The sequence below is a fragment of the Micromonospora sp. TSRI0369 genome (genome assembly GCF_001905625.1).
Lineage (GTDB): Bacteria > Actinomycetota > Actinomycetes > Mycobacteriales > Micromonosporaceae > Micromonospora > Micromonospora echinospora_A.
This window is the reverse complement of record NZ_LIVU01000004.1, coordinates 406,622-431,407: the sequence shown is the minus strand read 5'-3', so window position 1 is coordinate 431,407 and position 24,786 is coordinate 406,622. Positions and strand designations below refer to the sequence as shown.

General features: G+C 70.5%; 22 protein-coding genes and 4 tRNA genes. 23 read left to right on the top strand and 3 right to left on the bottom strand.

The genetic code is table 11. The annotated features are described in order from the left end of the window. The first annotated feature begins 38 nt into the window (after positions 1 to 38). Complete coding sequence (locus AMK25_RS14990) at positions 39 to 1,298, top strand: MFS transporter (protein ID WP_073828969.1); 1,260 nt, start codon at positions 39 to 41, stop codon at positions 1,296 to 1,298. On the opposite strand, the gene AMK25_RS14985 is transcribed toward AMK25_RS14990, so the two are convergent. Both AMK25_RS14985 and AMK25_RS14980 read right to left on the bottom strand, forming a co-directional pair. Further along, complete coding sequence (locus AMK25_RS14985; RefSeq protein ID WP_083664726.1) at positions 1,284 to 2,648, bottom strand: MFS transporter; 1,365 nt, start codon at positions 2,646 to 2,648, stop codon at positions 1,284 to 1,286. The genes AMK25_RS14990 and AMK25_RS14985 overlap by 15 nt on opposite strands. A gap of 92 nt (positions 2,649 to 2,740) precedes the next feature. Continuing rightward, a complete protein-coding gene (locus AMK25_RS14980; RefSeq protein ID WP_073828968.1) occupies positions 2,741 to 3,235 on the bottom strand; it encodes a YajQ family cyclic di-GMP-binding protein in 495 nt (164 codons plus the stop codon). Positions 3,236 to 3,382: 147 nt separating this feature from the next. Here AMK25_RS14980 and AMK25_RS14975 point away from each other — a divergent pair. The 22 genes from AMK25_RS14975 to AMK25_RS32415 all read left to right on the top strand — a co-directional run bounded on the left by AMK25_RS14975 (position 3,383) and on the right by AMK25_RS32415 (position 24,612). Beyond that, positions 3,383 to 3,466: transfer RNA gene (locus AMK25_RS14975), tRNA-Tyr, on the top strand. 577 nt (positions 3,467 to 4,043) lie between these two features. Beyond that, the gene (locus AMK25_RS14970) at positions 4,044 to 4,253 is read left to right on the top strand and encodes a hypothetical protein (RefSeq protein WP_143194739.1); all 210 of its coding nucleotides are present in this window, start codon (positions 4,044 to 4,046) and stop codon (positions 4,251 to 4,253) included. 45 nt (positions 4,254 to 4,298) lie between these two features. Beyond that, positions 4,299 to 4,781 (top strand): hypothetical protein, encoded by a 483-nt coding sequence (locus AMK25_RS14965; RefSeq protein WP_143194738.1) that lies wholly within the window; start codon positions 4,299 to 4,301, stop codon positions 4,779 to 4,781. Between the two features lie 730 nt (positions 4,782 to 5,511). Further along, entirely contained in the window at positions 5,512 to 8,040 is a 2,529-nt protein-coding gene (locus AMK25_RS14960; RefSeq protein WP_073828965.1) for a putative bifunctional diguanylate cyclase/phosphodiesterase, read from the top strand. Between the two features lie 95 nt (positions 8,041 to 8,135). Beyond that, positions 8,136 to 8,208, top strand: a tRNA-Thr gene (locus tag AMK25_RS14955). Positions 8,209 to 8,233: 25 nt separating this feature from the next. Then, a tRNA-Met gene (locus tag AMK25_RS14950) sits at positions 8,234 to 8,306 on the top strand. Positions 8,307 to 8,436: 130 nt separating this feature from the next. Next, positions 8,437 to 8,604, top strand: a complete 168-nt coding sequence (gene rpmG, locus AMK25_RS14945; RefSeq protein WP_013288652.1) for a 50S ribosomal protein L33 — start codon at positions 8,437 to 8,439, stop codon at positions 8,602 to 8,604. Between the two features lie 120 nt (positions 8,605 to 8,724). Continuing rightward, a complete protein-coding gene (locus tag AMK25_RS14940) occupies positions 8,725 to 9,171 on the top strand; it encodes a MaoC family dehydratase N-terminal domain-containing protein (protein WP_073828964.1) in 447 nt (148 codons plus the stop codon). 4 nt (positions 9,172 to 9,175) lie between these two features. Then, on the top strand, positions 9,176 to 9,568 hold the full coding sequence (locus tag AMK25_RS14935; RefSeq protein WP_073828963.1) for a MaoC/PaaZ C-terminal domain-containing protein: 393 nt from the start codon (positions 9,176 to 9,178) through the stop codon (positions 9,566 to 9,568). 127 nt (positions 9,569 to 9,695) lie between these two features. Further along, positions 9,696 to 9,768: transfer RNA gene (locus AMK25_RS14930), tRNA-Trp, on the top strand. Between the two features lie 214 nt (positions 9,769 to 9,982). Further along, positions 9,983 to 10,393, top strand: a complete 411-nt coding sequence (gene secE, locus AMK25_RS14925) for a preprotein translocase subunit SecE (protein ID WP_073828962.1) — start codon at positions 9,983 to 9,985, stop codon at positions 10,391 to 10,393. A 35-nt stretch (positions 10,394 to 10,428) separates the two neighbouring features. Beyond that, a complete protein-coding gene (gene nusG, locus AMK25_RS14920; protein ID WP_073828961.1) occupies positions 10,429 to 11,151 on the top strand; it encodes a transcription termination/antitermination protein NusG in 723 nt (240 codons plus the stop codon). 188 nt (positions 11,152 to 11,339) lie between these two features. Further along, positions 11,340 to 11,771: a 50S ribosomal protein L11 gene (rplK, locus tag AMK25_RS14915; protein WP_073828960.1), complete on the top strand. Its 432-nt coding sequence runs from the start codon at positions 11,340 to 11,342 to the stop codon at positions 11,769 to 11,771. 86 nt (positions 11,772 to 11,857) lie between these two features. Next, a complete protein-coding gene (gene rplA / locus AMK25_RS14910; protein ID WP_073828959.1) occupies positions 11,858 to 12,574 on the top strand; it encodes a 50S ribosomal protein L1 in 717 nt (238 codons plus the stop codon). An 82-nt stretch (positions 12,575 to 12,656) separates the two neighbouring features. After that, on the top strand, positions 12,657 to 13,472 hold the full coding sequence (locus AMK25_RS14905; protein WP_073828958.1) for an ATP-binding cassette domain-containing protein: 816 nt from the start codon (positions 12,657 to 12,659) through the stop codon (positions 13,470 to 13,472). Further along, positions 13,469 to 14,158, top strand: coding sequence for a hypothetical protein (locus AMK25_RS14900; protein ID WP_073828957.1), 690 nt, complete (start codon positions 13,469 to 13,471; stop codon positions 14,156 to 14,158). The genes AMK25_RS14905 and AMK25_RS14900 overlap by 4 nt, the downstream gene beginning before the upstream one ends. 316 nt (positions 14,159 to 14,474) lie before the next feature. Continuing rightward, a complete protein-coding gene (gene rplJ, locus AMK25_RS14895; protein WP_073828956.1) occupies positions 14,475 to 15,023 on the top strand; it encodes a 50S ribosomal protein L10 in 549 nt (182 codons plus the stop codon). A 54-nt stretch (positions 15,024 to 15,077) separates the two neighbouring features. Beyond that, positions 15,078 to 15,467: a 50S ribosomal protein L7/L12 gene (gene rplL, locus AMK25_RS14890; protein WP_073828955.1), complete on the top strand. Its 390-nt coding sequence runs from the start codon at positions 15,078 to 15,080 to the stop codon at positions 15,465 to 15,467. Positions 15,468 to 16,039: 572 nt separating this feature from the next. Beyond that, entirely contained in the window at positions 16,040 to 19,471 is a 3,432-nt protein-coding gene (rpoB, locus tag AMK25_RS14885) for a DNA-directed RNA polymerase subunit beta (protein ID WP_073828954.1), read from the top strand. A gap of 80 nt (positions 19,472 to 19,551) precedes the next feature. After that, on the top strand, positions 19,552 to 23,439 hold the full coding sequence (locus AMK25_RS14880; RefSeq protein ID WP_073828953.1) for a DNA-directed RNA polymerase subunit beta': 3,888 nt from the start codon (positions 19,552 to 19,554) through the stop codon (positions 23,437 to 23,439). Positions 23,440 to 23,540: 101 nt separating this feature from the next. Further along, positions 23,541 to 23,909, top strand: a complete 369-nt coding sequence (locus AMK25_RS14875; RefSeq protein ID WP_073828952.1) for a hypothetical protein — start codon at positions 23,541 to 23,543, stop codon at positions 23,907 to 23,909. Between the two features lie 331 nt (positions 23,910 to 24,240). Next, a complete protein-coding gene (locus AMK25_RS32415) occupies positions 24,241 to 24,612 on the top strand; it encodes a hypothetical protein (protein WP_198937545.1) in 372 nt (123 codons plus the stop codon). Here the strand turns inward: AMK25_RS32415 and AMK25_RS32540 are convergent. Beyond that, positions 24,605 to 24,786 (bottom strand): hypothetical protein (locus AMK25_RS32540; RefSeq protein ID WP_206744913.1); only part of this gene is annotated, 182 nt, incomplete at its 5' end. The genes AMK25_RS32415 and AMK25_RS32540 overlap by 8 nt on opposite strands.

Sequence of the window (24,786 nt, the reverse complement as noted above, 5' to 3'; positions counted from 1 at the left end):
AAACGTCTCCCGCTCATTACTCCCATGGAGGTCTGACAGTGGCCGCACTGCGCCAGTACCAGGGCGTCTGGCGGATCCCCGGCGCGCCGATGCTGCTGGTCCTCGGCATCATCGGCCGGCTCGGGATCGGCATGACCCCGCTGGCGCTGCTGCTCGTCGTCGAGCAGGTCACCGGCCGGTACTCCCTGGCCGCCGTCGCCGGCGGCATCTACGCGCTCTCCGGCGCCGCGCTCAGCCCGATCGCCGGCCGGATCGCCGACCGGGTCGGCCCCACCCCGGTGCTGCTGGCCACCGCGCTCGCCCACCCACTCGCCCTGATCGGGCTGCTCGTCGCCACCCGCTCCGACACCGGCAACCTCGCGCTGATCTACCTGGGGGCGGGCCTGGCCGGCGCCACGTACCCGCCGCTCACCGCCGCGATCCGGGGCGCCTGGAACGACCTCACCGCCCCCGCCACCGGCCGGGCCCACCTGCGCAACACCGCGCTCGCCGCCGAGACCACCCTCTTCGAGGTCGTCTTCGTGATCGGCCCCCTGCTGGTGGCCGGCTTCGTGCTGTTCGCCGACGCCTCCGCCGCGCTCGTCGGCGCCGCCGTGGTCACCCTGATCGGCACCGGCGCCGTCGCGTTCGGCCAGGTCATGCGGGGCTGGCGCCCGCACTCGCGCGAGCATCACGCCCGGGGCCTCGGCCCGCTGCGGATCGGCGGCTTCCCCGCGCTGCTGCTCTGCGTCGCCAGCCTCGGCATTGCGTTCGGCGCCTCCGGCGTCATCGTCCCGGCCTTCGCCGGGAACTCCGGCGCCGCCGACCCGGAGAGCCTCGCCGGGGTGCTGCTCGCCGTCTGGGGCATCGGCAGCGCCATCGGTGGTTTCTGGTTCGGCGTACGCAAGCCCGCCGCCAACATGACCCGCCAGTTCGCCTGGCTGCTCGGCGCCGTGGCGGCCAGCTTCGCCGTCTTCGCGGTGATGCCCGGCCCGGCCGCGCTCGGCGTCGCGCTGGTGCTCGGCGGCGCGGCCATCGCCCCCGCGCTCACCCTGGAGAACACGCTGGTCGGGCGGATCACCCCGGCCGGCATGCTGAACGAGGCGTACACCTGGGTGGTGACCATGTCGGTCGCGGCGAGCGCCGCCGGCGGCTCGATCGCCGGACTGATCATCGACCACGCCGGCGGCGTGTCCTGGGCGTTCATCTTCGCCGGGGTGGCGGTCGCCGTCGGGGCCGCGGTCGCCGCGCTGCCCGCCGGGCCGATCGCCCGGGCGGAGGCCACAGCGGTACGCACCGAGCAGTCACTTGCTGCCTGACCTCGCCGTCAGCCGCACCCGGTCCTGGCCGGGACCGGTCTCCTTGGGGCGCCTCCCCGGCCGGTGCCGTGCGGTGAACCCGGCCGTCAGCAGGCCCAGCGCGAGGATCGCCACCGCACACGCCAGCAGCGTGGGCCGTGCACCGAGCAGCGCCGTCGCCGGACCGCCGAGCATGGTGCCCAGCGGCACCGACAGCACCAGGAGAGCCCCGTTCGCCGCCAGTACGCGAGGCAGGTCGGCGGCCCCGGCCCGACGCTGGAACAACGCCGTCGCGGTCGGCTGGTAGGGGGCCCAGACCAGCCCGGCGAGCGCGAACGCGGGCAGTGACAGCACCACCGGTGCGCCCAGGCCGAGCGGCAGCAGCGCGGTGCCGAACAACGCCACGATGCCGGCGAGCGTGGTCCGCGGCGGCCACCCTCGCAGGTGCCCGGTGAGCAGCCCGCCGAGCAGCGAGCCGACGCCGAACGCGGTGTAGTAGGCCGCGAGCGTCCCGGCGGAGGCGTGCAGGTCGTCGGTGACGTACACCGGCATGGCCACGTAGAACGGGCCGAAGAGGAAGAAGAACGCGAAGGACAGCGACAGGAGCCCGAGCAGCGACCGGTCCCGCGCGATGATCCGGAACCCCGACGCCGGCTCGTTCCTGTGGGCGTCTTCGTCTCTGTGGCGGTCCTCGTCTTCGCCTTCGTCGCGGTCTTCCCGTTCGTGGCGGTCTTCCTGTTCCCGGCGGACGGCGCCGTCCCGGCGGGCGGCCGGGACGACGAGGCGGTAGCTGACGGCCAGCACGGCGAAGCTGACGGCGTCGATCGCGATCACCCACACCGGTCCGACCCCGGCGATGAGGAGCCCGGCCAGCGGCGGGCCGACGATTGTCGCCGCCTGACCGAACACCCCGAGCAGCGCGTTCGCGGCCAGGTGGTGCCGCTGCGGCAGAAGCTCCGCCACGAGCGTGAAGCGACCGGCCGACCCCCACGGGTGCAGCAGCGAGGAGACCGCGAGCAGAGCGACGTACAGACCGGCGTCCAGCACCCCGGCGAGGTGCGCGACCGGAATCGCGCCGAGCGCCGCCGCCCGCACGCCGGCGTCCCAGCCGGCGAGCTGAGCGCCGCTCCGCCCACCGAGCCACCGGCCGAGCAGCACCGTGCCGGCCGCTCCCGGCAGCGTGTACGCGGCCACCGCGAACGCCGTCCAAGTGCCGCGCTGCCCGTCCGGGGCGAGTTGCAGTGCCAGCCACGTCACCGCGACCAGGGCTAGCCCGTCCCCGAGCGCGGAAGTGGCGAGGCCTGGCAGCAGCCGGCGCAGCACGGGATGGCCGAGCACCGGCCGGTAGGGGAGGAGCACCGCGGGGGTCATGAATCCCACCCGACCCCACGCCCGGCCCTCGGATCAACGAAGTTGCCTGAGGGCAGAAGGCCGGCCGCCGCGCGGCGGCCGGCGGCCCGGTACTACCGGTAGTTGGTGAACTGGAGGGCCAGCCCGAAGTCCTCGCCCTTGAGCAGCGTGATGACGGCCTGGAGGTCGTCCTTCTTCTTGCCCGTGACGCGGAGCTGGTCACCCTGGATCTGCGCCTGCACGCCCTTCGGGCCCTCGTCGCGGATCTTCTTGCTGATCGCCTTGGCCTTGTCCGAGTCGATGCCCTGCACCACCTTGGCGTCGATCTTGAAGATCTTGCCCGAAGGGCGGGGCTCGCCGGCGTCGAGCGACTTCAGCGAGATGTTCCGCTTGATGAGCTTCTCCTTGAAGACCTCGAGCGCGGCGCGTACCCGCTCCTCGGTCTCCGCCTGGAGGCTGATCGCCTCCTCGCCCGACCAGGTGATCTCCGCGCCGGTGCCGCGGAAGTCGAACCGCGTCGAGAGCTCCTTCTCCGACTGCCGGAGGGCGTTGTCGACCTCCTGCCGGTCGACCTTGCTCACGATGTCGAACGACGGGTTCGCTGCCATGCTCATGCTCCTGCTGTCCGGCGGTCTGTCCTGGTCCGTCCCCCGCTGACCAGCGTGGGACCTCCTGACGGTACCCGGTTGCGGCAGGGCAGGGGGCAACCGCTATCCTTGCTTCCGCCGCCGCGTTGCGACGCGGTGGTGTGCCCTGGCGGGTTGCCCGAGCGGCCAATGGGAGCGGACTGTAAATCCGTCGCGAAAGCTTCAGAGGTTCGAATCCTCTACCCGCCACCAGGTGCAGATACGGCCCCCGACCAGCAGGAATGCTGATCGGGGGCTGTTGTCGTTTGTCCGGCCTGTCCGGCTGAGTCCAGCCGTTGACAACTGGTCGGGGGCAGGTCGATCTGACCCGCGGAGGGCTCTTCCGGGCCTGCGACCGCTGGGGTTGGTGGCCTGGATCCAGTCTGGCGGAGGCCGTGCGTGTAGCGATCGGCTGAGGGGTCCGCGGTGAGGTGTCGCCGGCTGTGGGAGAGAGACCGGGGGCAAGCCAGTCCCGGGTTGGACTGGCGCGGCAGCCGGAAGCCGGAAGCCCTGATCGTCGACGAGGCCGACCGATTCGGCTTCCGTACTGCCTGGCCGTGATCGTGCCGCCGGCCGGATTAGCGTCATGCGACCGCCTCGCTCTGGCTGAATGCCAGCGTCCCGCCGACCGAGGCCGCCCGGTGCCCGGGCCACGGCGTCGCCGTCCTGCTCCGCGTCTACGCCAACTGCATCGACGGCGGCGACGACACCATGAACGACAAGATCAGCGACGCCCTCGGATGATCCACGGCACCCGTCCGCGCGCTCGACTGGGCAGGATGTGCGAGTGATGACAGGAATGCTCGGCCTCGTGCTGCTGGTCGCGCTGGGCTCGGTTGCGGCTTTCGCCCTGGTGTACGTGGTGGTGTCGCTCTGGCGGTTGGTGAGGCGTGGGGTCGCCTCCTTGCCGCGTGCTTTGAAGTCTCTGACGATCGAGCCGTCGCCGGGAGGGGCCTTCAACGACTCCCGGGACGTGTGGCCGATGCCGAAGGACGACTGATCGGGGATGTACTCGGTTGACCGGGAAGCTGTGGAGGATGAGCCGTTGAGCACCGAGCATGGCAAGGCGCTGACCAGAACGGCCGTCCGACTCTGTCGCCGAGGTCTAGCGCTGGCTGCCGTGGCACTTGCCCTCGCTGGCTGCGCTGACTCAACCGAGCAAGGTCGACAGGAGGCCAAGGACATGGCGCTGCGGGCCGCGGAGGTCTATACCCGCGACGCCGAGGTCGCCGCGATCAGTCGCACTGAACTGGGCGATGGATCCGTGCGTTACTTGCGCGGGCATCTGGCACGGTCAAACGAACAGGTGTTGGACTCCTGGAGCAGGTCCGGCATGGCCAAGTCGGGTCCGGTGGTCGGCTGGGTGGACGTTGCGCTTACCCGTACGTCGTCTGACAGCGTGTTCTCCAAGGGTGCCACGGTGACCACCTGCATCCGCTTCGAGGTGTCCTGGTCTGACCGTAACGGCGCCCAGTACTCGCACCACGTCAAGGACTGCCCAGCGGACATGTCGCCGCCGGCCCAATAGCCAGCACCGTGCCCACCCGTGGCCACAGTCGCGCGACAGCCGGGGTGTCTGACCATGGTGGGCGGCTGGTCGACGAGAGGTCTTCGAGGCGTCGAAGGTGAACGCCGCCCGCGATCGGGGTGGGCGTCCGGCGCCGACACCCGGCCGGCTGATGATTCACTCGGTTCTCCTGGCGTGAAACCTTGCCTCAGCCATCGATGATGGTGGAGGCTGTCCGGGGACGGCCGAGGGGAGCGCCGACGCTATCTACTGTGGCCGTGGCCGGGTATCGACTGGCTGACGGGTGAATCAGGCGCTAAGCGTGGTTTACGCGCGAAGTCGTTGTGCGCGCCTTCCGTAGCGGCTGCGGGGCTGATCGTGACGGTATGCTGGGCCGGAGGGTGAGCCGCGCCTGTCGAACGGATGATTTCCCTGCCACTGGCCCTGCACAAGGGCTTGCGCAGCTTTTGCGCGTGAGCGGGGTGTGGCACGATCGTGGAACCTTCACGATGGTTGTAACTCTCCCGACAGGAGCAATCATGTCTGGTCGTAGGCTGGGCCGGCTGTTTGGCTCGCTCCTCCTCGTCTCCGCCGCCTTGGGCGTTTCGGTAATCAGTGCGAAGTCCGGCCTGGGTGACCTCCGGCTCCTCGACTACGTCTGGGTCTGAACGCCGACCCGGGCTGACGTCCACGGAAGCTGGTGGGCCCTGCCCGCCGGGCAGGGAGTGGTACCCACCGGACAGGGAGTGGGATGAGCGGGCGAGACAACCCGAGGCGTAGACCCTCCGAGGACGCCTGGATAATCACCGCACCGCTCGCCCTGGTGGCGGTGGCTTGTTCGACAGTCACCGGACTGATCGCGAAGCCACCCATCGGCGGGTGGCTTCCGGCGGTGCTGCTCCTGGCGCTGATGATCGTCGCCAGCGGGCCGGTCGTCGGGGTGGTCATCCGGAGGCAGTCGCTCGGGATGACGCTCACCGAGCTGCCGTTGGTGCTCGCCTTCTACTTCCTGCCGCCGCTCACCGTCGTCCTGATCTACACGCTGTCCTCGCTCGTGACGCACCTGCGTCACCGGTTGTCGGCGCCGAAGCTCTGGTTCAACGTCGCGCGTGCCGCTGCGGGCACGTCGGTCGGCGCCCTGGTGCTGACCATCCTGCCGCCGACCGAAGGCGTGGGCCCCGCCACCTGGCTGGGCCTCTGCCTCGCGGTGGCAATGGTGATCCTGGTGAGCCTCACCTCGATCGCCGCGGTCCAGACGCTGCTCATCGGGTGGCACGCCGGCCGGGAGACGTTCCGCGCGCTGCGTTCGGGCGTGCTGACCAACGGCATCAACGTGTCGGCCGGCCTGATCGTGCTGATGCTGCTGGAGCAGTCCTGGTGGTCCCTGGTGCCGCTGGCCGCGCTGGCCGCGGGGCTGGTGGCGGTCTACCGGTCGTACACCGAGTTCTTCCAGCAGCACCGCACGCTCAGCGGCATGTACGAGCTGAGCCGGGCGATCTCGGCCAGCGGCCAGGACGGCACGCTCGCGGACGCGCTGCTGGGCCGTGTCCGCGGGCTGATGCAGGCGGAGTACGCGACGTTGTGGCTGCCCGCCCAGGGCCGGCACCCGGAGACCCTGCTCACCGCGCGGGTGGACGACCCTGGCCTGCTGGACACCGCCCCGACCGGCGTGGAGCTGCGCCAGCGGGCGATGCTGAAGGCCCGCCCGGTCACTGTCGGCCGTGGCGTGTGCAGCGATCCGGAGTTCCGGGCGAGCCTGGCCGAGCAGGGCGTCAAGGACACGATCATCGTCCCGTTGCGCTCGGGCCGGGTGGTGATCGGGACGCTCGAGGTGACCAACCGGCTGGTCGACCCCTCGCACTTCACCTCGCGCGACGTCGCGGTCCTGGAGACGGTGGCGGCGCACGCCGCTGTCGCCCTGGAGAACTCGCGCCTGGTCGACCGGCTGCGGCACGACGCCGACCACGACACGCTCACCAAGCTGCCCAACCGGCGGCGGCTGACCGCCGCGGTGGCCGAGGCGGTGAAGATCGGCGCGCCGGGCGAGGTGGTCGCGTTGCTCCTCTTCGACGTCGACCGGCTCCGCCAGGTCAACGAGTCGCTCGGCCACGCCGCCGGGGACAAGGTGCTCGTCGAGGTGGCCGAGCGCCTGCGCGCCTGTGCGCCGTCCTCGGCGCTGGTCGGCCGGGCCGGTGGTGACGAGTTCCTGGTGACGCTCCGGTTGGAGAGCACCGAGGCGGCCCTGGAGCTGGCGGCCCAGCTCCGGGAGCAGATCCGCGACGAGATGGTCTTCGACGCGCTCACCGTGGACGTGGACACGGTGGTCGGCGTGGCGGTCCACCCGGACCACGGCAGCGACGCGGTGGCGCTGTTGCAGCGCGTCGACCTGGCGGCCAGCGCCGCCAAGTCGGTGCCGGGCAGCGTGCAGCTCTACAGCCCGGCGCTGGAGTCGAGGTCGCTGCGCCGGCTCGGGCTCGCCGGCGACCTGCAGCGGGCTCTGGACGAGGGTGCACTGGAGGTCTACTTCCAGCCCAAGGTCACGCTGCGGGACCGCCGCCTGGTAGGCGTGGAGTGTCTGGCCCGGTGGGAGCACCCGGCGCACGGCACTGTCGTGCCGGACGACTTCGTGGCGGTGGCCGAGCACACCGGCCAGCTCGGCCGGCTCACCGAGTTCGTGCTCAGGGAGAGCCTGCGGCGCAGCCGCGACTGGAGCCACGGCGAGCAGCCGCTCTCCGTCGCGGTCAACCTCGCCGCGCGTACGCTCACCGACCAGCACTTCCCGGCGCTGGTACGCGATCTGCTGGCCGAGTACGACGTGCCGCCGCAGCGGCTGACCCTGGAGGTCACCGAGGCCGGTGTGCTGGACGGCGCCGAACGTCCCATCTCGACCCTGCGCAGCCTCCGTGACCTCGGTGTCCGCCTCTCGGTGGACGACTTCGGCACCGGCAACTCGTCCCTGGCCCAGCTGCGCCGGCTGCCGGTGCACGAGGTGAAGGTGGACCGGTCGTTCGTGCAGGGCATGGCGACCGATCCGGGTGATCTGGCGATCGTGAACGCGGTGGTGACGCTCTCCCAGCAGTTCGGCCTGGCGGTGGTGGCCGAGGGCGTGGAGAGCGAGCTGATGCTGGAACTCCTGCAGGACATCGGCTGCGAGATCGGCCAGGGCTTCCTGTTCAGCCGTCCTCTGCCGTACGAGCGGCTGGAGGCGTGGTTCGGCGCCCAGGTCGACCCGGAGACGGTGGTCGCGGGGGAGCTGCCGCGGCTGCGAGTGGTGCCCTGAGCAGGGGCGACACCTGCCTGGGGGATCCGATTTCACCTCGGCGACGCGGTCGTGTACTGTTTCCCCTGCGCGACACCCCCGGGGTGATCGGGCAGGCCCCCTTAGCTCAGTCGGCAGAGCGTCTCCATGGTAAGGAGAAGGTCTACGGTTCGATTCCGTAAGGGGGCTCAGAGGGTCCGGCTGGACCCGCCACGGCGGTGTAGCTCAGATGGTAGAGCAAGCGGCTCATAATCGCTGTGTCGCCGGTTCAAGTCCGGCCACCGCTACTCTCGTCCTCCGGGTACACCCCGGTGGTCGGTGGGACGGGCGCCACAGGGCGCCCACTTTGCATGTCCGCGTCGTCAGCGCGTAGGCTGGCACGCCGTAGTTGTTCCTGAGCGAGGAAGGCACTCCGCCGTGGCGAAGGCGACCGATGTTCGGCCGAAGATCACTTTGGCGTGTGTGGAGTGCAAGGAGCGCAACTACATCACGCGCAAGAACCGCCGTAACGACCCGGACCGCATCGAGCTGAAGAAGTTCTGCCCCCGGGACGGCAAGCACACCGTCCACCGCGAGACCCGCTGACCGCGACCGGCGCTGCCGGTCCGCACCAGCTTTCTCGAACGCCGATCCACCTGACGGGTGGCCTCCGGGCCGCCCGACCGGGCGGATCGGCGTTCGTGTTTTGCGTGTAGGTTCGGCGGCATGTCCCTGGACCCGTCCTTCGTCGGCCGGACGTACCCGCCGACCGCCCCCTACCAGGTGGGCCGAGAAAAGATCCGCGAGTTCGCCACCGCCATCGGCGCGACCGATCCGGCCCATCACGACCCGGAGGCGGCCCGGTCGCTCGGCCACCCCGACGTGGTGGCCCCGCCGACGTTTCCGGTGGTCGTCACGATGGCCGCGAGCCGGCAGATCGTCGAGGACCCGGCGCTCGGCGTCGACTACAGCCGTGTGGTGCACGGCGACCAGCGGTTCGCGTACACCCGGCCGGTGGTGGCGGGGGACGAGCTGGTGTGCGTGAGCACGATCGAGGAGGTCACCAGCCGGGGCGGGCACGGGTTCCTGACCACCCGCACCGATGTGAGCACGGTGGACGGCGAGCCGGTGGTCGCCGTCTGGTCCAAGATCGTCGTACGCGGGGAGGCCTGAGGACATGGAGCTGCCCACCCAGACGTACCGGGTGACCCGCGCGGACCTGGTCCGCTACGCGGGCGCCTCGGGCGACTTCAACCGGATCCACTGGAGCGACCGCGTCGCCACCGCCGTGGGGCTGCCGGGCGTCATCGCCCACGGCATGTTCACCATGGCCCTGGTCGGCCGGGCGGTGGCCGGCTGGGCCGGCGCGCCGGACGCGGTGGCCGACTTCGGCGTCCGGTTCACCCGCCCGGTGGTCGTCCCGGACACCGACGAGGGCACCGAGATCGAGGTGTCCGCGGTGGTCAAGGAGGTCACCGCAGAGGGTCTGACCAGGCTCGACATCACCGCCACCTGCCAGGGCGAGAAGGTGCTGTCGCAGGCCCGGGCACTGATCCGCACGACGCGCTGAGGGCACGCCCGACGCGCGAGGGGCAGACCGGTTGGGAAAGTCGCACGACTACCCGTACACTGGTCCGCCGTGGGGCAAGTGACCCCCGCTCGGCACTGTGTGTCCGGGTGGAGGTGAGTTGCCGCACAGGGGTGTAGCTCAATTGGCAGAGCAGCGGTCTCCAAAACCGCAGGCTGCAGGTTCAAGTCCTGTCACCCCTGCGCCTCAGGCCTGACCGTTCCGTGGGTCGCGCCGCCCTCACCGGCGGCGTCCGGCCCGTGGTGGTGGCACCGGTGGGGTGGTTCCGAGGCGCTCGGGCCCTCCTGGCCGGTCCGCCGGCCGCGGCCCGTCGCGGGACGGTTGGTCCGGCCGGCGTGACCAACACGCCGCGCACGCCGCCCGGCGTGCGACCCCATATCCCGCACGGAGGGCGAAGTGGCCAAGAGCAAGCGCCGCGGCGAGGACGACGGCGACGAGCGTCTGAACGACGACGCGACCGTCGACGGCGTGGCCGACGACGACGTGGCCGACGGCGACGACGCCACCGACGCGGATGAGCCGGTCTCGCGGGGCGGCACCGCGACCCGTAAGCGGGCGCAGGCCGAGCCGGCCGAGGGCCGGAAGACCCGTAAGGACACCGAGCGGATCGGGCTGTTCGCCCGCATCGCGCGGTTCTTCCGCGAGGTCGTGGCAGAGCTGCGTAAGGTCATCTGGCCGACCCGCAAGGAGCTGCTGACCTACACCGCCGTGGTGGTCACCTTCGTCGCGGTGATGCTGGCGATCGTGGCCGGCCTGGACTACGGCTTCGCCAAGGCGGTGCTGTGGGTCTTCGGCGAGTCCAGCTGACCTGCGGACAGCGATACTGACGGAAGTGAGCGAGCGTGCCTGAGTACGACGAGACCGCCGGAACCCCGGACGAGCAGTCCACGGTGGCGACGGCGGCCAACAACGAGTCGGTCGAGGCCGCCAGCGAGCCGGAGTTCCCGACCACCGAGCCGGCTCCGGACGAGGACTTCGACCCGGTCGCCGAGCTGCGCCAGAAGCTGCGCTACGCGCCCGGCGACTGGTACGTGGTGCACTCGTACGCCGGCTACGAGAACAAGGTCAAGACCAACCTCGAGACCCGGATCACCTCCCTCGACATGGAGGACTTCATCTACCAGGTCGAGGTGCCGACCCGGGAAGAGGTCGAGGTCAAGAACGGCAAGCGGTCGCAGGTCCAGGCGAAGGTCTTTCCGGGCTACATCCTGGTCCGGATGGAGTTGACCGCCGAGTCCTACTCCTGCGTCCGGAACACCCCGGGGGTCACCGGCTTCGTCGGCGCGACCGACCGGGCCGACCGGCCGGCGCCGCTGAGCCTCGACGAGGTGCTCAAGTGGCTGGCCCCGGCGGTCGAGACCGAGCAGAAGAAGGCCAAGCCCGAGGTCAAGGTCCTCGACTTCGAGGTCGGCGACTCGGTCACCGTCACCGACGGCGCGTTCGCGTCGCTGCCGGCGACGATCAGCGAGATCAACGCCGATCAGCAGAAGCTCAAGGTGCTGGTGTCGATCTTCGGCCGGGAGACGCCGGTCGAGCTGAACTTCAACCAGGTCGCCAAGATCTGACGTACGTCGGCACCGGCGGCCCGCCCTCTCCGGGGTGGCCGCCGGTGCGCCGTTTCGCCGCCCGCCGACCCTCGGCGCGGAGGGTGGCCGACGGCTGCGCTACCCTAGAACGTCGGCTGTCCGCACCGTGCTGACCGTGCGCGCCCGCGGACCGGTGAGAATCCCAGTTCCAAGCCCCAGGAAGAGACATGCCTCCGAAGAAGAAGCTCGTCAAGACGTTCACGCTTCAGCTGCCGGCGGGCCAGGCCACCCCGGCGCCGCCGGTCGGCCCCGCGCTCGGCCAGCACGGCGTGAACATCATGGAGTTCTGCAAGTCCTACAACGCGCAGACCGAGTCTCAGCGGGGCGACATCGTCCCCGCCGAGATCAGCGTCTACGAGGACCGCACGTTCACCTTCGTGCTGAAGACCCCGCCCGCCGCCCGGCTGCTGATCAAGGCCGCCGGTGTGCAGAAGGGCTCGGGCGTCCCGCACAAGGAGAAGGTCGGCTCGGTCACCCGCGCCCAGCTGCGTGAGATCGCCGAGAAGAAGATGGCTGACCTCAACGCCAACGACATCGAGCAGGCCGAGAAGATCATCGCCGGCACCGCCCGGTCGATGGGCCTGACCGTCGCCGACTGATCTCGGCAGCACCCGCTCCACCCGATCTGTTCGTGGGAGGGCCGCGAGTGACGCGCGCCCGCCAGAGACCACAGGAGTCACCAGAAATGCAGCGCAGCAAGAGCTACCGCAAGGCCGCTGACGTCATCGACCGGTCGAAGCTCTACACCCCGGTCGAGGCCGTCAAGCTGGCCAAGGAGACCACCAACGTCAAGTTCGACGCCACGGTCGAGGTCGCGATGCGCCTCGGCGTCGACCCCCGCAAGGCGGACCAGATGGTTCGCGGCACGGTCAACCTGCCGCACGGCACCGGTAAGACCGCCCGCGTGATCGTCTTCGCCGCCGGCGCGAAGGCCGAGGAGGCCGTCGCCGCGGGTGCGGACGAGGTGGGCACCGACGAGCTCGTCGCCCGGATCCAGGGCGGTTGGCTGGACTTCGACGCGGCGATCGCCACGCCCGACCAGATGGCCAAGATCGGCCGGATCGCGCGGATCCTGGGCCCGCGCGGCCTGATGCCGAACCCGAAGACCGGCACCGTGACCATGGACGTCACCAAGGCCGTCTCGGACATCAAGGGCGGCAAGATCACCTTCCGGGTGGACAAGCACTCCAACCTGCACCTGATCATCGGCAAGGCCTCGTTCTCCGAGGCCCAGCTGGTCGACAACTACGCCGCGGTGCTGGACGAGGTGCTGCGCGCCAAGCCGTCCGCGGCCAAGGGCACGTACCTCAAGAAGGTCACCCTCACCACCACCATGGGCCCGGGCGTCCCGGTCGACCCGAAGGTCGTGAAGAACGTGCAGGAGGCCTCGACCGAGGCCTGAGCACCAGCACGTCCCGAACGGGGCTCCGCCACCAGGTCGTGGCGGGGCCCCGTTCGTCTGTCCGTTGTGGCACTCTCGGCGCATGCGGCTCGACGGCGCGTGGTTCCGCTATCACCGGCACGGCCCGTGGGTGCTGCGGCAGGTCGACGTCGCCATCGATCCGGGCGAGGTCGCTGTCGTGCTCGGCCGCAACGGGGCCGGCAAGTCCACGTTGCTCCAGCTCGCCGCCGGGGTGCTGCGCCCGACCCGGGGCCGGGTCGCCGACCGGCCGCCGGTCGTCGGCTGGGTGCCGGAGCGCTTCCCCGCCGACCAGCCGTTCACCGTCGGGGCCTACCTGACCGCGATGGGCCGCGTCGCCGGTCTCCGTGCTCCGGCCGCCGGCCGGGCCGTGCGCCACTGGGTCGATCGCCTCGGCCTGGCCCGGTTCCACGACGTCCGCCTGCCCCGGCTGTCCAAGGGCACCGCGCAGAAGGTCGGCCTGGCGCAGGCGCTGCTGCGCCCGCCCGGCCTGCTGGTGCTCGACGAACCCTGGGAGGGGCTGGACGCCGCCGCCCGTGAGTCGGTCCCCGAGATCATCGGCGAGGTGCTGGCCGCCGGTGGCGCCGTACTCGTCAGCGACCACCGGGGCGAGACCGTCCGGCTGCCCGGCGCCCGGCACTGGTCGGTCACCGACGGCACGGTGACCGAGCAGGCGCCGTCCGCCGGCGCGGCCGTCGCCGTGGTCGAGCTGGCGGTGCCGGCCGCCGGGCTGGCCGCCGCCGTCGCCCGCCTGCGCGCCGACGGCCACCAGATCCTCCGGGTACGCGACCACGCCGTCCCGCCCCCGGCCACGCACCCGGTCGGCGCCGAGGCCGGGGACTCCGGCCGCCCCGGGCCGGCGCCGGAGGTGGCCCGGTGATCGCGCTGGTCCGGCTGCGGCTGGCCGGGTTCCTGCGTACCGGACGGGCGCTGGCGCCGGTGCTGGCCGGCCTGCTCGTCCTGGGCGTCCTCTACGGCGGCGGCCGGGCCCGGCCGGCGGAGGCCTACGGCGCCTCCGCCGTCGTCCTGTTCCCGGTGCTGGCCTGGCAGACCAAGATCCTGCTGGACGTCGAGCCCGACGTGCAGCGTCGGCTGGCCCGGGTGGTGGCCGGGCCGGCCCGGGAGCGGGCGGCCGGGCTGCTCGCCGCGCTGGTGGCCGGGCTCGCCGTGGTGGTGGTCGCGCTGGCGCTGCCGTGGCCGCTCGGCGGGGTGACCGCGGCCGCCGGGGCGGGGGAGCGGCCGGCCCTGGTGGGGGTGGCGCTCGGGCTCTGGGCGCACCTGCTCGCCCTGCCCGCGGCGGTGGCGCTCGGTGCGCTGGCCAGCCGGGCGGTGACCCGCAGCGCCGGCTACGGGGTGGCGGTGCTGGTCACCGGCGCGGTCGGGGTGGTGGTGCTGGGGCTCTCCGGCTCGGTCGCGCCGTGGCTGGCCCCGCCGGTGATGGCGACCGCGCGGGCGGTCACCGGGCCGGTCGCCGCCGGCGCCGGTCTGCTGCTCACCGGCTGGGCGGCGCTCTGGGCGGCGGTGGCGCTCACCGGCTACGCCTGGGCCCGCCGCACCCGGGCCTGAGCCGCGGTGACCGGGAGCACAGGGGGCGATTTGGCGCTCCGGTCCCGGTCGCGTAACCTGGTGCGGTAGTTCCACCCAGAGACCGCTGGTCACCGTGCTCCGGCACGGTCGAAGGTTCCGCGACGACGGGCGACCCGCGCAGGGCGGTAAGCGTAATTCGGTGTCATGCACGGTCCGCCGACTGTGCCAGTGCCGCCGGCCCTCGCCCCGCGCGCCCTGCGCCGGGGCTTTTTCGTTGTCGTGACGCCTCCGCCGCCGTCGTCGAGCCCCGGCTCGTCGCCGGCGTACCAGCTCCGAGTAACGAGAGAGGAGGGACATGGCGGACAAGCCGATCCGGGCCGACAAGGCCACGGCCGTCGCCGAGCTGACCGAGAGCTTCCGCAACGCGGGAGCGACGGTGCTCACCGAGTACCGCGGGCTCACGGTTTCGCAGCTCACCCAGCTGCGGCGCTCGCTCGGCAAGGAGACCAGCTACATGGTCGCGAAGAACACGCTTGCCAAGCGTGCCGCGGCCGATGCGGGCATCTCCGGCCTCGACGAGCTGTTCTCCGGTCCTACCGCGCTGACTTTCGTTTCGGGCGACGTCGTCGAGGCGGCGAAGGGGCTTCGCGACTTCGCGAAGGCCAACCCGAAGCTCGTCATCAAGGGCGGTGTCTTCGAGGGCAAGGCCATTTCCGCGGCCGAGGTCACGAAGCTCGCCGACCTGGAGTCCCGCGAGGTGCTGCTGGCCAAGCTGGCCGGCGCGATGAAGGGCAACCTGAGCAAGGCCGCGGCCCTGTTCCAGGCGCCGCTCTCCAAGGCCGCCCGCGCGGCGGCCGCCCTGGCGGACAAGAAGCGCGAGCAGGAGGGCGCCGAGGCGGCCTGAGGCCCTCCCGGCGCACCACATTCTTAGTTTTCACGTTTAGAAAGGACGCCAGACATGGCGAAGCTCAGCACTGACGAGCTGCTCGACGCGTTCAAGGAGATGACGCTGATCGAGCTCTCCGAGTTCGTGAAGCAGTTCGAGGAGACCTTCGAGGTCACCGCGGCCGCTCCGGTCGCCGTGGCCGCGGGCGCCCCGGCCGCCGGCGGCGGCGCCGCCCCGGCCGAGGAGGAGAAGGACGAGTTCGACGTCGTCCTCGACGCCGACGGTGGCAAGAAGATCCAGGTCATCAAGGTCGTGCGTGAGCTGACCGGCCTGGGCCTCAAGGAGGCCAAGGACCTGGTCGAGGCCGCGCCGAAGGCCGTCCTGGAGAAGGTCAACAAGGAGACCGCCGAGAAGGCCAAGGCCAAGCTCGAGGGCGAGGGCGCCAAGGTCACCATGAAGTGACCTTGCTCCACCTGACGCGCGTCCGGCTCACGTGAGCCGGGGCACACCGCGTCGCGGCGGGCGGTGATCCGGAATCGGATCGCCGCCCGCCGTGTTGGTGGTCCCGGACGGCAGCGGTGTGAACAGGGCGTACGACGGCCCGTGTGCCAGCCGGTCAGTGGCGTCTGTCGGTAGCCCGTCGGTGGGAAAGACACCCCGACCGGTAACCGGCCCTTGACGCGGCACCGACCTGCCAGGCACGCTGGCATCAGCAAGACTTTCCGCGCTTGCAACGGCCGCCTCTCGGGTAATGGCAACGGCAGCACAGCCGCCGCGGCACCCGAGCGGACCGGCAGGAGCGTCGCGTTCCGAGCGGCCCGGACGACCCGGTTTTCCGAGGTCCCAGGGCTTGTTCCGCGACGACCTGCGGGGTGGGCTGGACAGCGGTTAGCCTTTCGGCTACACTGCTAGTTTGCGCTGCCTTCCGACTTGACCCCTGCTCGGAAATGTCCGTTTACGGATATTTCTGGTGGGGTCATTGGAGTGCACGCGTACCAGCCGTTCTGCAGCACCGGTCCTCGGAAGGACGCATCTTGGCAGCTTCCCGCCCTGCGAAGACCAGTCGTACGTCGAGCGCTTTCGCGCCCCGCCGAGTTTCTTTCGGTCGGATCACCGAACACCTCGAGGTCCCCAACCTCCTCGCCATCCAGAACGAGTCCTTCGACTGGCTCGTCGGCAACGAGGCTTGGCAGGGCCGGTCGGCGGACGACCCGCACGCACGCTCGGGTCTCGCGGAGATCCTCGACGAGATCAGTCCCATTGAGGACTTCTCCGGCACCATGTCGCTCTCCTTCTCGGCTCCGCGCTTCGACGAGGTCAAGGCCTCGATCGAGGAGTGCAAGGAGAAGGACCTCACCTACTGCGCGCCGCTGTTCGTGACCGCGGAGTTCACCAACAACACCACTGGCGAGATCAAGAGCCAGACCGTGTTCATGGGTGACTTCCCGATGATGACGCCGAAGGGCACCTTCATCATCAACGGCACCGAGCGCGTCGTCGTCAGCCAGCTCGTCCGCTCGCCTGGCGTCTACTTCGACAAGCAGCCGGACAAGACCTCCGACCGCGACCTCTCCAGCGTCAAGGTCATCCCGAGCCGGGGTGCCTGGCTGGAGTTCGACATCGACAAGCGCGACACGGTCGGCGTTCGCATCGACCGTAAGCGCCGTCAGGCCGTCACCGTCCTGCTCAAGGCCATCGGGTGGTCCGCGGAGCGCATCCGCGAGAAGTTCGGCTGGTCCGAGCTGATGATGACCACGCTCGAGAAGGACCACATCGCCGGGCAGGACGAGGCGCTGCTCGACATCTACCGGAAGCTCCGCCCTGGCGAGCCGCCGACCCGTGAGAACGCCCAGACCCTGCTCGACAACCTCTTCTTCAACCCGAAGCGGTACGACGTCGCCAAGGTCGGGCGCTACAAGTTCAACAAGAAGCTCGAGCTGGACGTGCCGATCACCACCGGCACGCTCACCGAGGACGACATCGTCGCCACCGTGGAATACCTCTGCCGGCTGCACGCCGGTGAGGAGGGCTACGAGGCCGACGACATCGACCACTTCGGCAACCGTCGCCTGCGTACCGTGGGCGAGCTGATCCAGAACCAGGTCCGGGTGGGTCTCTCCCGGATGGAGCGGGTCGTCCGCGAGCGGATGACCACCCAGGACGTCGAGGCGATCACGCCGCAGACCCTGATCAACATCCGCCCGGTGGTGGCGGCGATCAAGGAGTTCTTCGGTACATCGCAGCTGTCCCAGTTCATGGACCAGACCAACCCGCTGGCGGGTCTGACCCACCGGCGCCGGCTGAGCGCGCTCGGCCCGGGTGGTCTGTCCCGTGAGCGGGCCGGCTTCGAGGTCCGGGACGTGCACCCGTCCCACTACGGCCGGATGTGCCCGATCGAGACGCCGGAAGGCCCGAACATCGGCCTGATCGGCGCGCTCTCCACGTTCGCCCGGGTCAACCCGTTCGGCTTCATCGAGACGCCGTACCGGAAGGTCATCGACGGTCGGGTCACCGACCAGATCGACTACCTGACCGCGGACGAGGAGGACCGGTTCGTCAAGGCGCAGGCCAACGCCCCGCTGAAGTCGGACGGCACCTTCGCCGAGGACCGCGTCCTGGTCCGCCGTAAGGGCGGCGAGACCGAGGACGTCCCGCCGGGCGCCGTGGACTACATGGACGTGTCGCCGCGGCAGATGACCTCGGTCGCCACCGCGATGATCCCGTTCCTGGAGCACGACGACGCCAACCGCGCGCTCATGGGCGCGAACATGCAGCGTCAGGCGGTGCCGCTGGTCAAGGCCGAGGCCCCGCTCGTGGGTACGGGCATGGAGTACCGCGCCGCGGTGGACGCCGGTGACGTGGTCGTCGCCGAGGTCGGTGGCGTGGTCGAGGACCTCTGCGCGGACTACATCACGGTTCACCAGGACGACGGCCACCGCCGGACGTACCTGCTGCACAAGTTCCGCCGCTCCAACGCCGGCTCCTGCGTCAACCAGAAGCCGGTCGTCTTCGAGGGCGACCGCGTCGAGGCCGGCCAGGTCATCGCCGACGGGCCGTGCACCGACGAGGGCGAGATGGCGCTCGGACGCAACCTGCTGGTGGCGTTCATGTGCTGGGAGGGCCACAACTACGAGGACGCGATCATCCTGTCGCAGCGCCTCGTGCAGCAGGACGTGCTCACCTCGATCCACATCGAGGAGCACGAGGTCGACGCCCGGGACACCAAGCTCGGCCCGGAGGAGATCACCCGCGACATCCCGAACGTCAGCGAGGAGATGCTCGCCGACCTCGACGAGCGCGGCATCATCCGGATCGGCGCCGAGGTCGTCCCCGGCGACATCCTGGTCGGCAAGGTCACGCCGAAGGGCGAGACCGAGCTGACCCCCGAGGAGCGGCTGCTCCGCGCGATCTTCGGTGAGAAGGCGCGCGAGGTCCGTGACACCTCGCTGAAGGTGCCGCACGGCGAGACCGGCACGGTCATCGGTGTGCGTACCTTCTCCCGCGAGGACGGCGACGAGCTGCCCCCGGGCGTGAACGAGCTGGTCCGGGTCTACGTGGCCCAGAAGCGCAAGATCCAGGACGGTGACAAGCTCGCGGGCCGCCACGGCAACAAGGGCGTCATCTCCAAGATCCTGCCGATCGAGGACATGCCGTTCCTGGAGGACGGCACCCCGGTCGACATCGTGCTGAACCCGCTCGGTGTGCCGTCCCGGATGAACATCGGCCAGGTCCTGGAGACCCACCTCGGGTGGGTGGCCAAGACCGGCTGGAGCGTGGACGGCGACGACGAGGAGTGGAAGCGCCAGCTCCGCTCGATCGAGGCGCACGAGTCCGAGCCGGACACCAACGTGGCCACTCCGGTCTTCGACGGTGCCCGCGAGGAGGAGATCTCCGGTCTGCTGGCGTCGACCCTGCCCAACCGGGACGGCAAGCAGCTGATCGGGCGTACCGGCAAGGCGCAGCTGTTCGACGGTCGCTCCGGCGAGCCGCTGCCCGACCCGATCGCGGTCGGCTACGTCTACATCCTGAAGCTCAACCACCTGGTCGACGACAAGATCCACGCCCGCTCGACCGGCCCGTACTCGATGATCACGCAGCAGCCGCTGGGTGGTAAGGCGCAGTTCGGTGGCCAGCGCTTCGGTGAGATGGAGTGCTGGGCCATGCAGGCGTACGGCGCCGCCTACGCCCTGCAGGAGCTGCTGACCATCAAGTCCGACGACGTCCTGGGCCGGGTCAAGGTCTACGAGGCGATCGTCAAGGGCGAGAACATCCCCGAGCCGGGCATCCCGGAGTCGTTCAAGGTGCTGCTCAAGGAGCTGCAGTCGCTGTGCCTCAACGTCGAGGTGCTCTCCAGCGACGGCGTGGCCCTGGAGATGCGCGAGACCGACGACGAGGTGTTCCGGGCCGCGGAGGAGCTGGGCATCGACCTGTCCCGGCGCGAGCCGAGCTCGGTCGAAGAGGTCTGAGGCGGTGATCCGGGGGCCGGTTCGCCGGCCCCCGGTTCCGCCCGTTAGCTAGCAGTACAGACGACGACATAGGGGACATAGTGCTCGACGTCAACTTCTTCGACGAGCTGCGCATCGGCCTCGCCACCGCTGACGACATCCGTCAGTGGTCCCACGGCGAGGTCAAGAAGCCCGAGACCATCAACTACCGCACCCTCAAGCCGGAGAAGGACGGGCTCTTCTGCGAGAAGATCTTCGGTCCTCAGCGGGACTGGGAGTGCTACTGCGGTAAGTACAAGCGGGTCCGCTTCAAGGGCATCATCTGCGAGCGCTGCGGCGTCGAGGTGACCCGCTCCAAGGTTCGCCGGGAGCGGATGGGTCACATCGAGCTGGCCGCTCCGGTGACCCACATCTGGTACTTCAAGGGCGTGCCGAGCCGGCTGGGCTACCTGCTGGACCTCGCCCCGAAGGACCTCGAAAAGATCATCTACTTCGCCTCGTACGTCGTGACGAGCGTGGACGCCGAAGCGCGTCACCGCGACCTCTCGACCATCGAGAACGAGATCCTGGCCGAGAAGCGGCAGGCGGAGAACAGCCGCGACTCGGAGATCGAGAAGCGGGCCGCCAAGCTGGAGGCTGACCTGGCCGAGCTGGAGGCCGAGGGCGCGAAGGCGGACGTCCGGCGCAAGGTCAAGGAGGGCGGAGAGCGCGAGATGCGCCAGATCCGCGACCGGGCCCAGCGCGAGATCGACCGCCTCGACGAGGTCCTCGACACCTTCCGCAAGCTGGAGCCGAAGCAGCTGGTCACCGACGAGCTGCTCTACCGCGAGCTGCGCGACCGCTTCGGTGAGTACTTCACCGGCAGCATGGGCGCCGAGGCGATCAAGGCCCTGGTCCAGAACATGGACCTTGGGGCCGAGGCGGAGAACCTGCGCGAGACCATCCGCTCCGGCAAGGGCCAGCGGAAGATCCGCGCGCTCAAGCGGCTCAAGGTCGTCGCGGCGTTCCAGAACACCCGGAACTCGCCGCTCGGCATGGTGCTGGACTGCGTCCCGGTCATCCCGCCGGACCTGCGCCCGATGGTGCAGCTCGACGGTGGCCGCTTCGCGACCTCCGACCTCAACGACCTGTACCGGCGTGTGATCAACCGGAACAACCGCCTCAAGCGGCTGATCGACCTTGGCGCGCCCGAGATCATCGTCAACAACGAGAAGCGGATGCTCCAGGAGGCCGTCGACGCGCTGTTCGACAACGGCCGTCGCGGTCGTCCGGTCACCGGCCCGGGTAACCGGCCGCTGAAGTCGCTGTCCGACATGCTCAAGGGCAAGCAGGGCCGGTTCCGCCAGAACCTGCTGGGCAAGCGCGTCGACTACTCCGGCCGTTCGGTCATCGTGGTCGGCCCGAAGCTCAAGCTGCACCAGTGCGGCCTGCCCAAGCAGATGGCGCTGGAGCTGTTCAAGCCGTTCGTCATGAAGCGGCTGGTCGACCTCAACCACGCGCAGAACATCAAGTCCGCCAAGCGGATGGTCGAGCGGCAGCGGCCGGTCGTGTGGGACGTGCTGGAAGAGGTCATCGGCGAGCACCCGGTGCTGCTGAACCGCGCGCCGACCCTGCACCGTCTGGGCATCCAGGCCTTCGAGCCGCAGCTGGTCGAGGGCAAGGCCATCCAGATCCACCCGCTGGTCTGCACCGCGTTCAACGCCGACTTCGACGGTGACCAGATGGCGGTCCACGTGCCGCTGTCCGCCGAGGCCCAGGCCGAGGCACGGATCCTGATGCTGTCGTCGAACAACATCCTCAAGCCGGCCGACGGCAAGCCGGTCACCATGCCCACCCAGGACATGGTCATCGGTCTCTACCACCTCACCCACCTCACTGCTGGGGGCAAGGGCGAGGGCCGGGTGTTCAGCTCGGACGCCGAGGCGCGGATGGCGTACGACAACGGCGAGCTGCACCTGCAGGCGCCGGTCCGGATCCGGCTGCGCGACGTCGTCGGTGTGGACAACGGCGCCGGCGCCGAGCCCTGGACCGCCCCCGAGGGCTGGACCGAGGGCGAGCCGGTGACCGTGGAGACCACGCTGGGCCGGGTCCTGTTCAACGAGACGCTGCCCCCGGGCTACCGCTTCGTGAACTACGAGATCCGCAAGGGCCAGCTCTCCGCGATCGTCAACGACCTCGCCGAGCGCTTCCCGAAGGTGGCCCTGGCGGCCACCCTGGACGGGCTCAAGGAGGCCGGTTTCCACTGGGCCACCTGGTCCGGCGTCACCATCGGCATGGAGGACGTCATCGCTCCGCCGCGCAAGCGGGAGATCCTGGAGCGGTACGAGAAGGAAGCCGACCGGATCGACAAGCAGTACCAGCGTGGTCTGATGACCGCCGAGGAGCGCCGCGGCGAGCTCATCGAGATCTGGACCAAGGCGACGAACGAGGTCGCCAAGGAGATGGACACCGCGCTGCCGCAGGAGAACCCGCTGTGGAAGATGATCCACTCGGGTGCCCGCGGTAACCTGCTCCAGCTCCGGCAGATCGCGGCCATCCGTGGTCTGGTGGCCAACCCGAAGGGTGAGATCATCCCGCGGCCGATCAAGGCCAGCTACCGGGAGGGTCTGTCCGTACTGGAGTACTTCATCTCCACGCACGGCGCCCGGAAGGGTCTCGCGGACACCGCCCTGCGTACCGCCGACTCGGGTTACCTGACCCGGCGTCTGGTGGACGTCTCGCAGGACGTCATCATCCGCGAGGAGGACTGCGGCACCGACCGTGCCATCCCGATGCAGATCGGTGAGCGGATCGACGGCAAGCTGGTCGTGCACGAGCACGCCGAGACCAGCGTGCACGCCCGGACGCTGGCCGACGACATCAAGGGGCCGGACGGCACCGTGGTGGCCCACCGCGGCCAGGACATCAACTCGATCCTGGTGGACGCGATCGTCGCGGCCGGGACGGAGACGGTGCGGGTGCGCAGCGTGCTCACCTGCGAGTCGAAGCTGGGCGTCTGCGGTGCGTGCTACGGCCGCTCGCTGCCGACCGGCAAGACCGTGGACGTCGGCGAGGCGGTCGGCATCATCGCCGCCCAGTCGATCGGTGAGCCGGGTACGCAGCTGACGATGCGTACCTTCCACACCGGTGGTGTCGCGGGTGAGGACATCACCCAGGGTCTGCCCCGTGTCCAGGAGATCTTCGAGGCCCGGGTGCCGAAGGGCAAGGCGCCCATCGCCGACACCCCGGGTCGCATCCGGATCGAGGACGGCGAGCGGTCCCGCAAGATCGTGGTCATCCCGGACGACGGCAGCGACGAGATCGTCTACGACAAGATCTCGAAGCGGGTCCGGCTCCGGGCGCACGACGGCGACCACGTCGAGGTCGGCGAGAAGCTCACCGAGGGCACCATCGACCCGCACGAGCTGCTGCGCATCCTCGGCCCGCGCGCGGTCCAGGTCCACCTGACCCAGGAGGTCCAGGAGGTCTACCGCTCGCAGGGTGTGCTCATCCACGACAAGCACATCGAGATCATCATCCGCCAGATGCTCAAGCGGGTGACTGTGATCGACTCCGGCTCGACCGAGTTCCTGCCGGGCGTGCTGGTCGACCGGGCGCTCTTCGAGTCGGAGAACCGCCGGCTCGTCGGCGAGGGTGGCGAGCCCGCTGCCGGTCGCCCCGTGCTGATGGGTATCACCAAGGCCTCGCTGGCCACTGACTCCTGGCTGTCGGCGGCCTCCTTCCAGGAGACCACCCGGGTGCTGACGGACGCGGCGATCCACGCCCGCAGCGACTCGCTGATCGGCCTCAAGGAGAACGTGATCATCGGTAAGCTCATCCCGGCCGGTACGGGCATCAGCAAGTACCGCAACGTCCGGGTCGAGCCGACCGAGGAGGCGAAGGCCAAGGTCTACTCGATGACCGGCTACCCGGAGACCGACTACGGCTTCGGGCCGGCCAGCGGCCAGGCGGTTCCGCTGGACGACTTCGACTTCGGGTCGTACCGCTAAGCACCAGGAAACGACGAGGCCCCCGGCAGCAGCCGGGGGCCTCGTCGCGTCCGGGCCGGCTTGCCGGGACCCGGGGAACCGGTTCGGGGCATGATGGAGGCATGACGACAGTGCCCGGGCCGGCGCCCGTCGTGCCGCAGGGGCACCGCCATCCGCACGACCCGGAGCCGGTCCGCTCCACCAAGGCCCGCGCCGTCTTCGCGCTCGGCCTGATCGGCGCGCTCACCGGCCTGTTCGTCGGTGGCGCGGTGCCGGCCACGATCGCGCTCACGCTGGCCCGGCAGGCACGCCGCGAGGCGTACGCGTCGGGTGGTTATCTCACCGGCGGCGACTGGCTGCGGCGCGGCGAGCAGATGGCGCGGACCGGGCTGGTGCTGACCGCGGCCGCGGTGGTCGCCGCGGTGGTGATCGGCGTGGTCCGGTACGCCGACGGCTCGTTCGGCCACGACTTCGCGCCGAACTTCGACTGACCGGGCGGGGGAGCGGACCGCGCCCGTCCACCCGGCCGTGACCCGCGACGGTAGCCTGGCCGGTGTCCGCCGGGTGGCGGGCGAGTGTGGACAGGAGGAACCCGTGACGGAGCCGGCCGCGCCGGGAGGCGACCCGAACCGCCCCGGGCCGTACCCGCCGGGTTCCGCGTCCGCGCCGGCGCACCTCCCGCACGGGGCGTACCCGGGGAATCCGCCGGGCCACGGCGGCGGCTGGCCGGCTCCGGCGAGCGCGCCGGGCCACGGGGGCTGGGGACCGGCGTTCCCGCCGCCGCCGGCCGAGGCGCCGCGACCGCCGAAGCGGGTCGACGCGGTGCCCGGTACGCCGTTCGGCGTGGTCCACCTCGACGTGCCGCCGGTCACCTCCGGGCTCGCCATCGGGTCGTTGATCGCCGGGATCGCCGCGATCGGGGTCTCTCTTCTGGTCTTCTGCTTCGGGATCGCCGGGCCGGACTACGGTGGCGCCTGGGCGGCCGGCGCGTTCACAGTGCTCGGCGCGCTGATCGGGGTCGGCGCGGTGGTGGCCGGGCTGCTCGCCCGTCGGCAGATCCGCCGGCCGGCGCCGCCGCCGGCGGTCCGGTTCACCGGTGCCGGCCTGGCGGTGGCCGGGCTCTCCTGCGGCGGCGTGGGGCTGCTGTTCAGCCTGATCGGGCTCGGGCTGGCCCTGGTGGTGCAGATCACGTGAGGTCCTCGGTGGGGCCGGTGCGGCCGGTGACCTGCCACGACCGGTATGTCCGGGTGCCCGGAGGCTGGGCGGTGTCGGGGCCGCCCGGTCGCCCGGCGGACGAGCCGGTACACTTGTCACTGTAGGTGCCCGTCATGGGCGCGTCGGCAACCCGGAGATCGGCCGGCGGATCGC

Bases quoted from the DNA above. Each gene is read 5' to 3' on its own strand.
- AMK25_RS14985 (WP_083664726.1), bottom strand. From the start codon at position 2,648: ATGACCCCCGCGGTGCTCCTCCCCTACCGGCCGGTGCTCGGCCATCCC.
- AMK25_RS14980 (WP_073828968.1), bottom strand. From the start codon at position 3,235: ATGGCAGCGAACCCGTCGTTCGACATCGTGAGCAAGGTCGACCGGCAG.
- AMK25_RS14970 (WP_143194739.1), top strand. From the start codon at position 4,044: ATGACAGGAATGCTCGGCCTCGTGCTGCTGGTCGCGCTGGGCTCGGTT.
- AMK25_RS14960 (WP_073828965.1), top strand. From the start codon at position 5,512: ATGAGCGGGCGAGACAACCCGAGGCGTAGACCCTCCGAGGACGCCTGG.
- AMK25_RS14940 (WP_073828964.1), top strand. From the start codon at position 8,725: ATGTCCCTGGACCCGTCCTTCGTCGGCCGGACGTACCCGCCGACCGCC.
- AMK25_RS14935 (WP_073828963.1), top strand. From the start codon at position 9,176: ATGGAGCTGCCCACCCAGACGTACCGGGTGACCCGCGCGGACCTGGTC.
- rplK (WP_073828960.1), top strand. From the start codon at position 11,340: ATGCCTCCGAAGAAGAAGCTCGTCAAGACGTTCACGCTTCAGCTGCCG.
- rplA (WP_073828959.1), top strand. From the start codon at position 11,858: ATGCAGCGCAGCAAGAGCTACCGCAAGGCCGCTGACGTCATCGACCGG.
- AMK25_RS14905 (WP_073828958.1), top strand. From the start codon at position 12,657: ATGCGGCTCGACGGCGCGTGGTTCCGCTATCACCGGCACGGCCCGTGG.
- rplJ (WP_073828956.1), top strand. From the start codon at position 14,475: ATGGCGGACAAGCCGATCCGGGCCGACAAGGCCACGGCCGTCGCCGAG.
- rplL (WP_073828955.1), top strand. From the start codon at position 15,078: ATGGCGAAGCTCAGCACTGACGAGCTGCTCGACGCGTTCAAGGAGATG.
- AMK25_RS14875 (WP_073828952.1), top strand. From the start codon at position 23,541: ATGACGACAGTGCCCGGGCCGGCGCCCGTCGTGCCGCAGGGGCACCGC.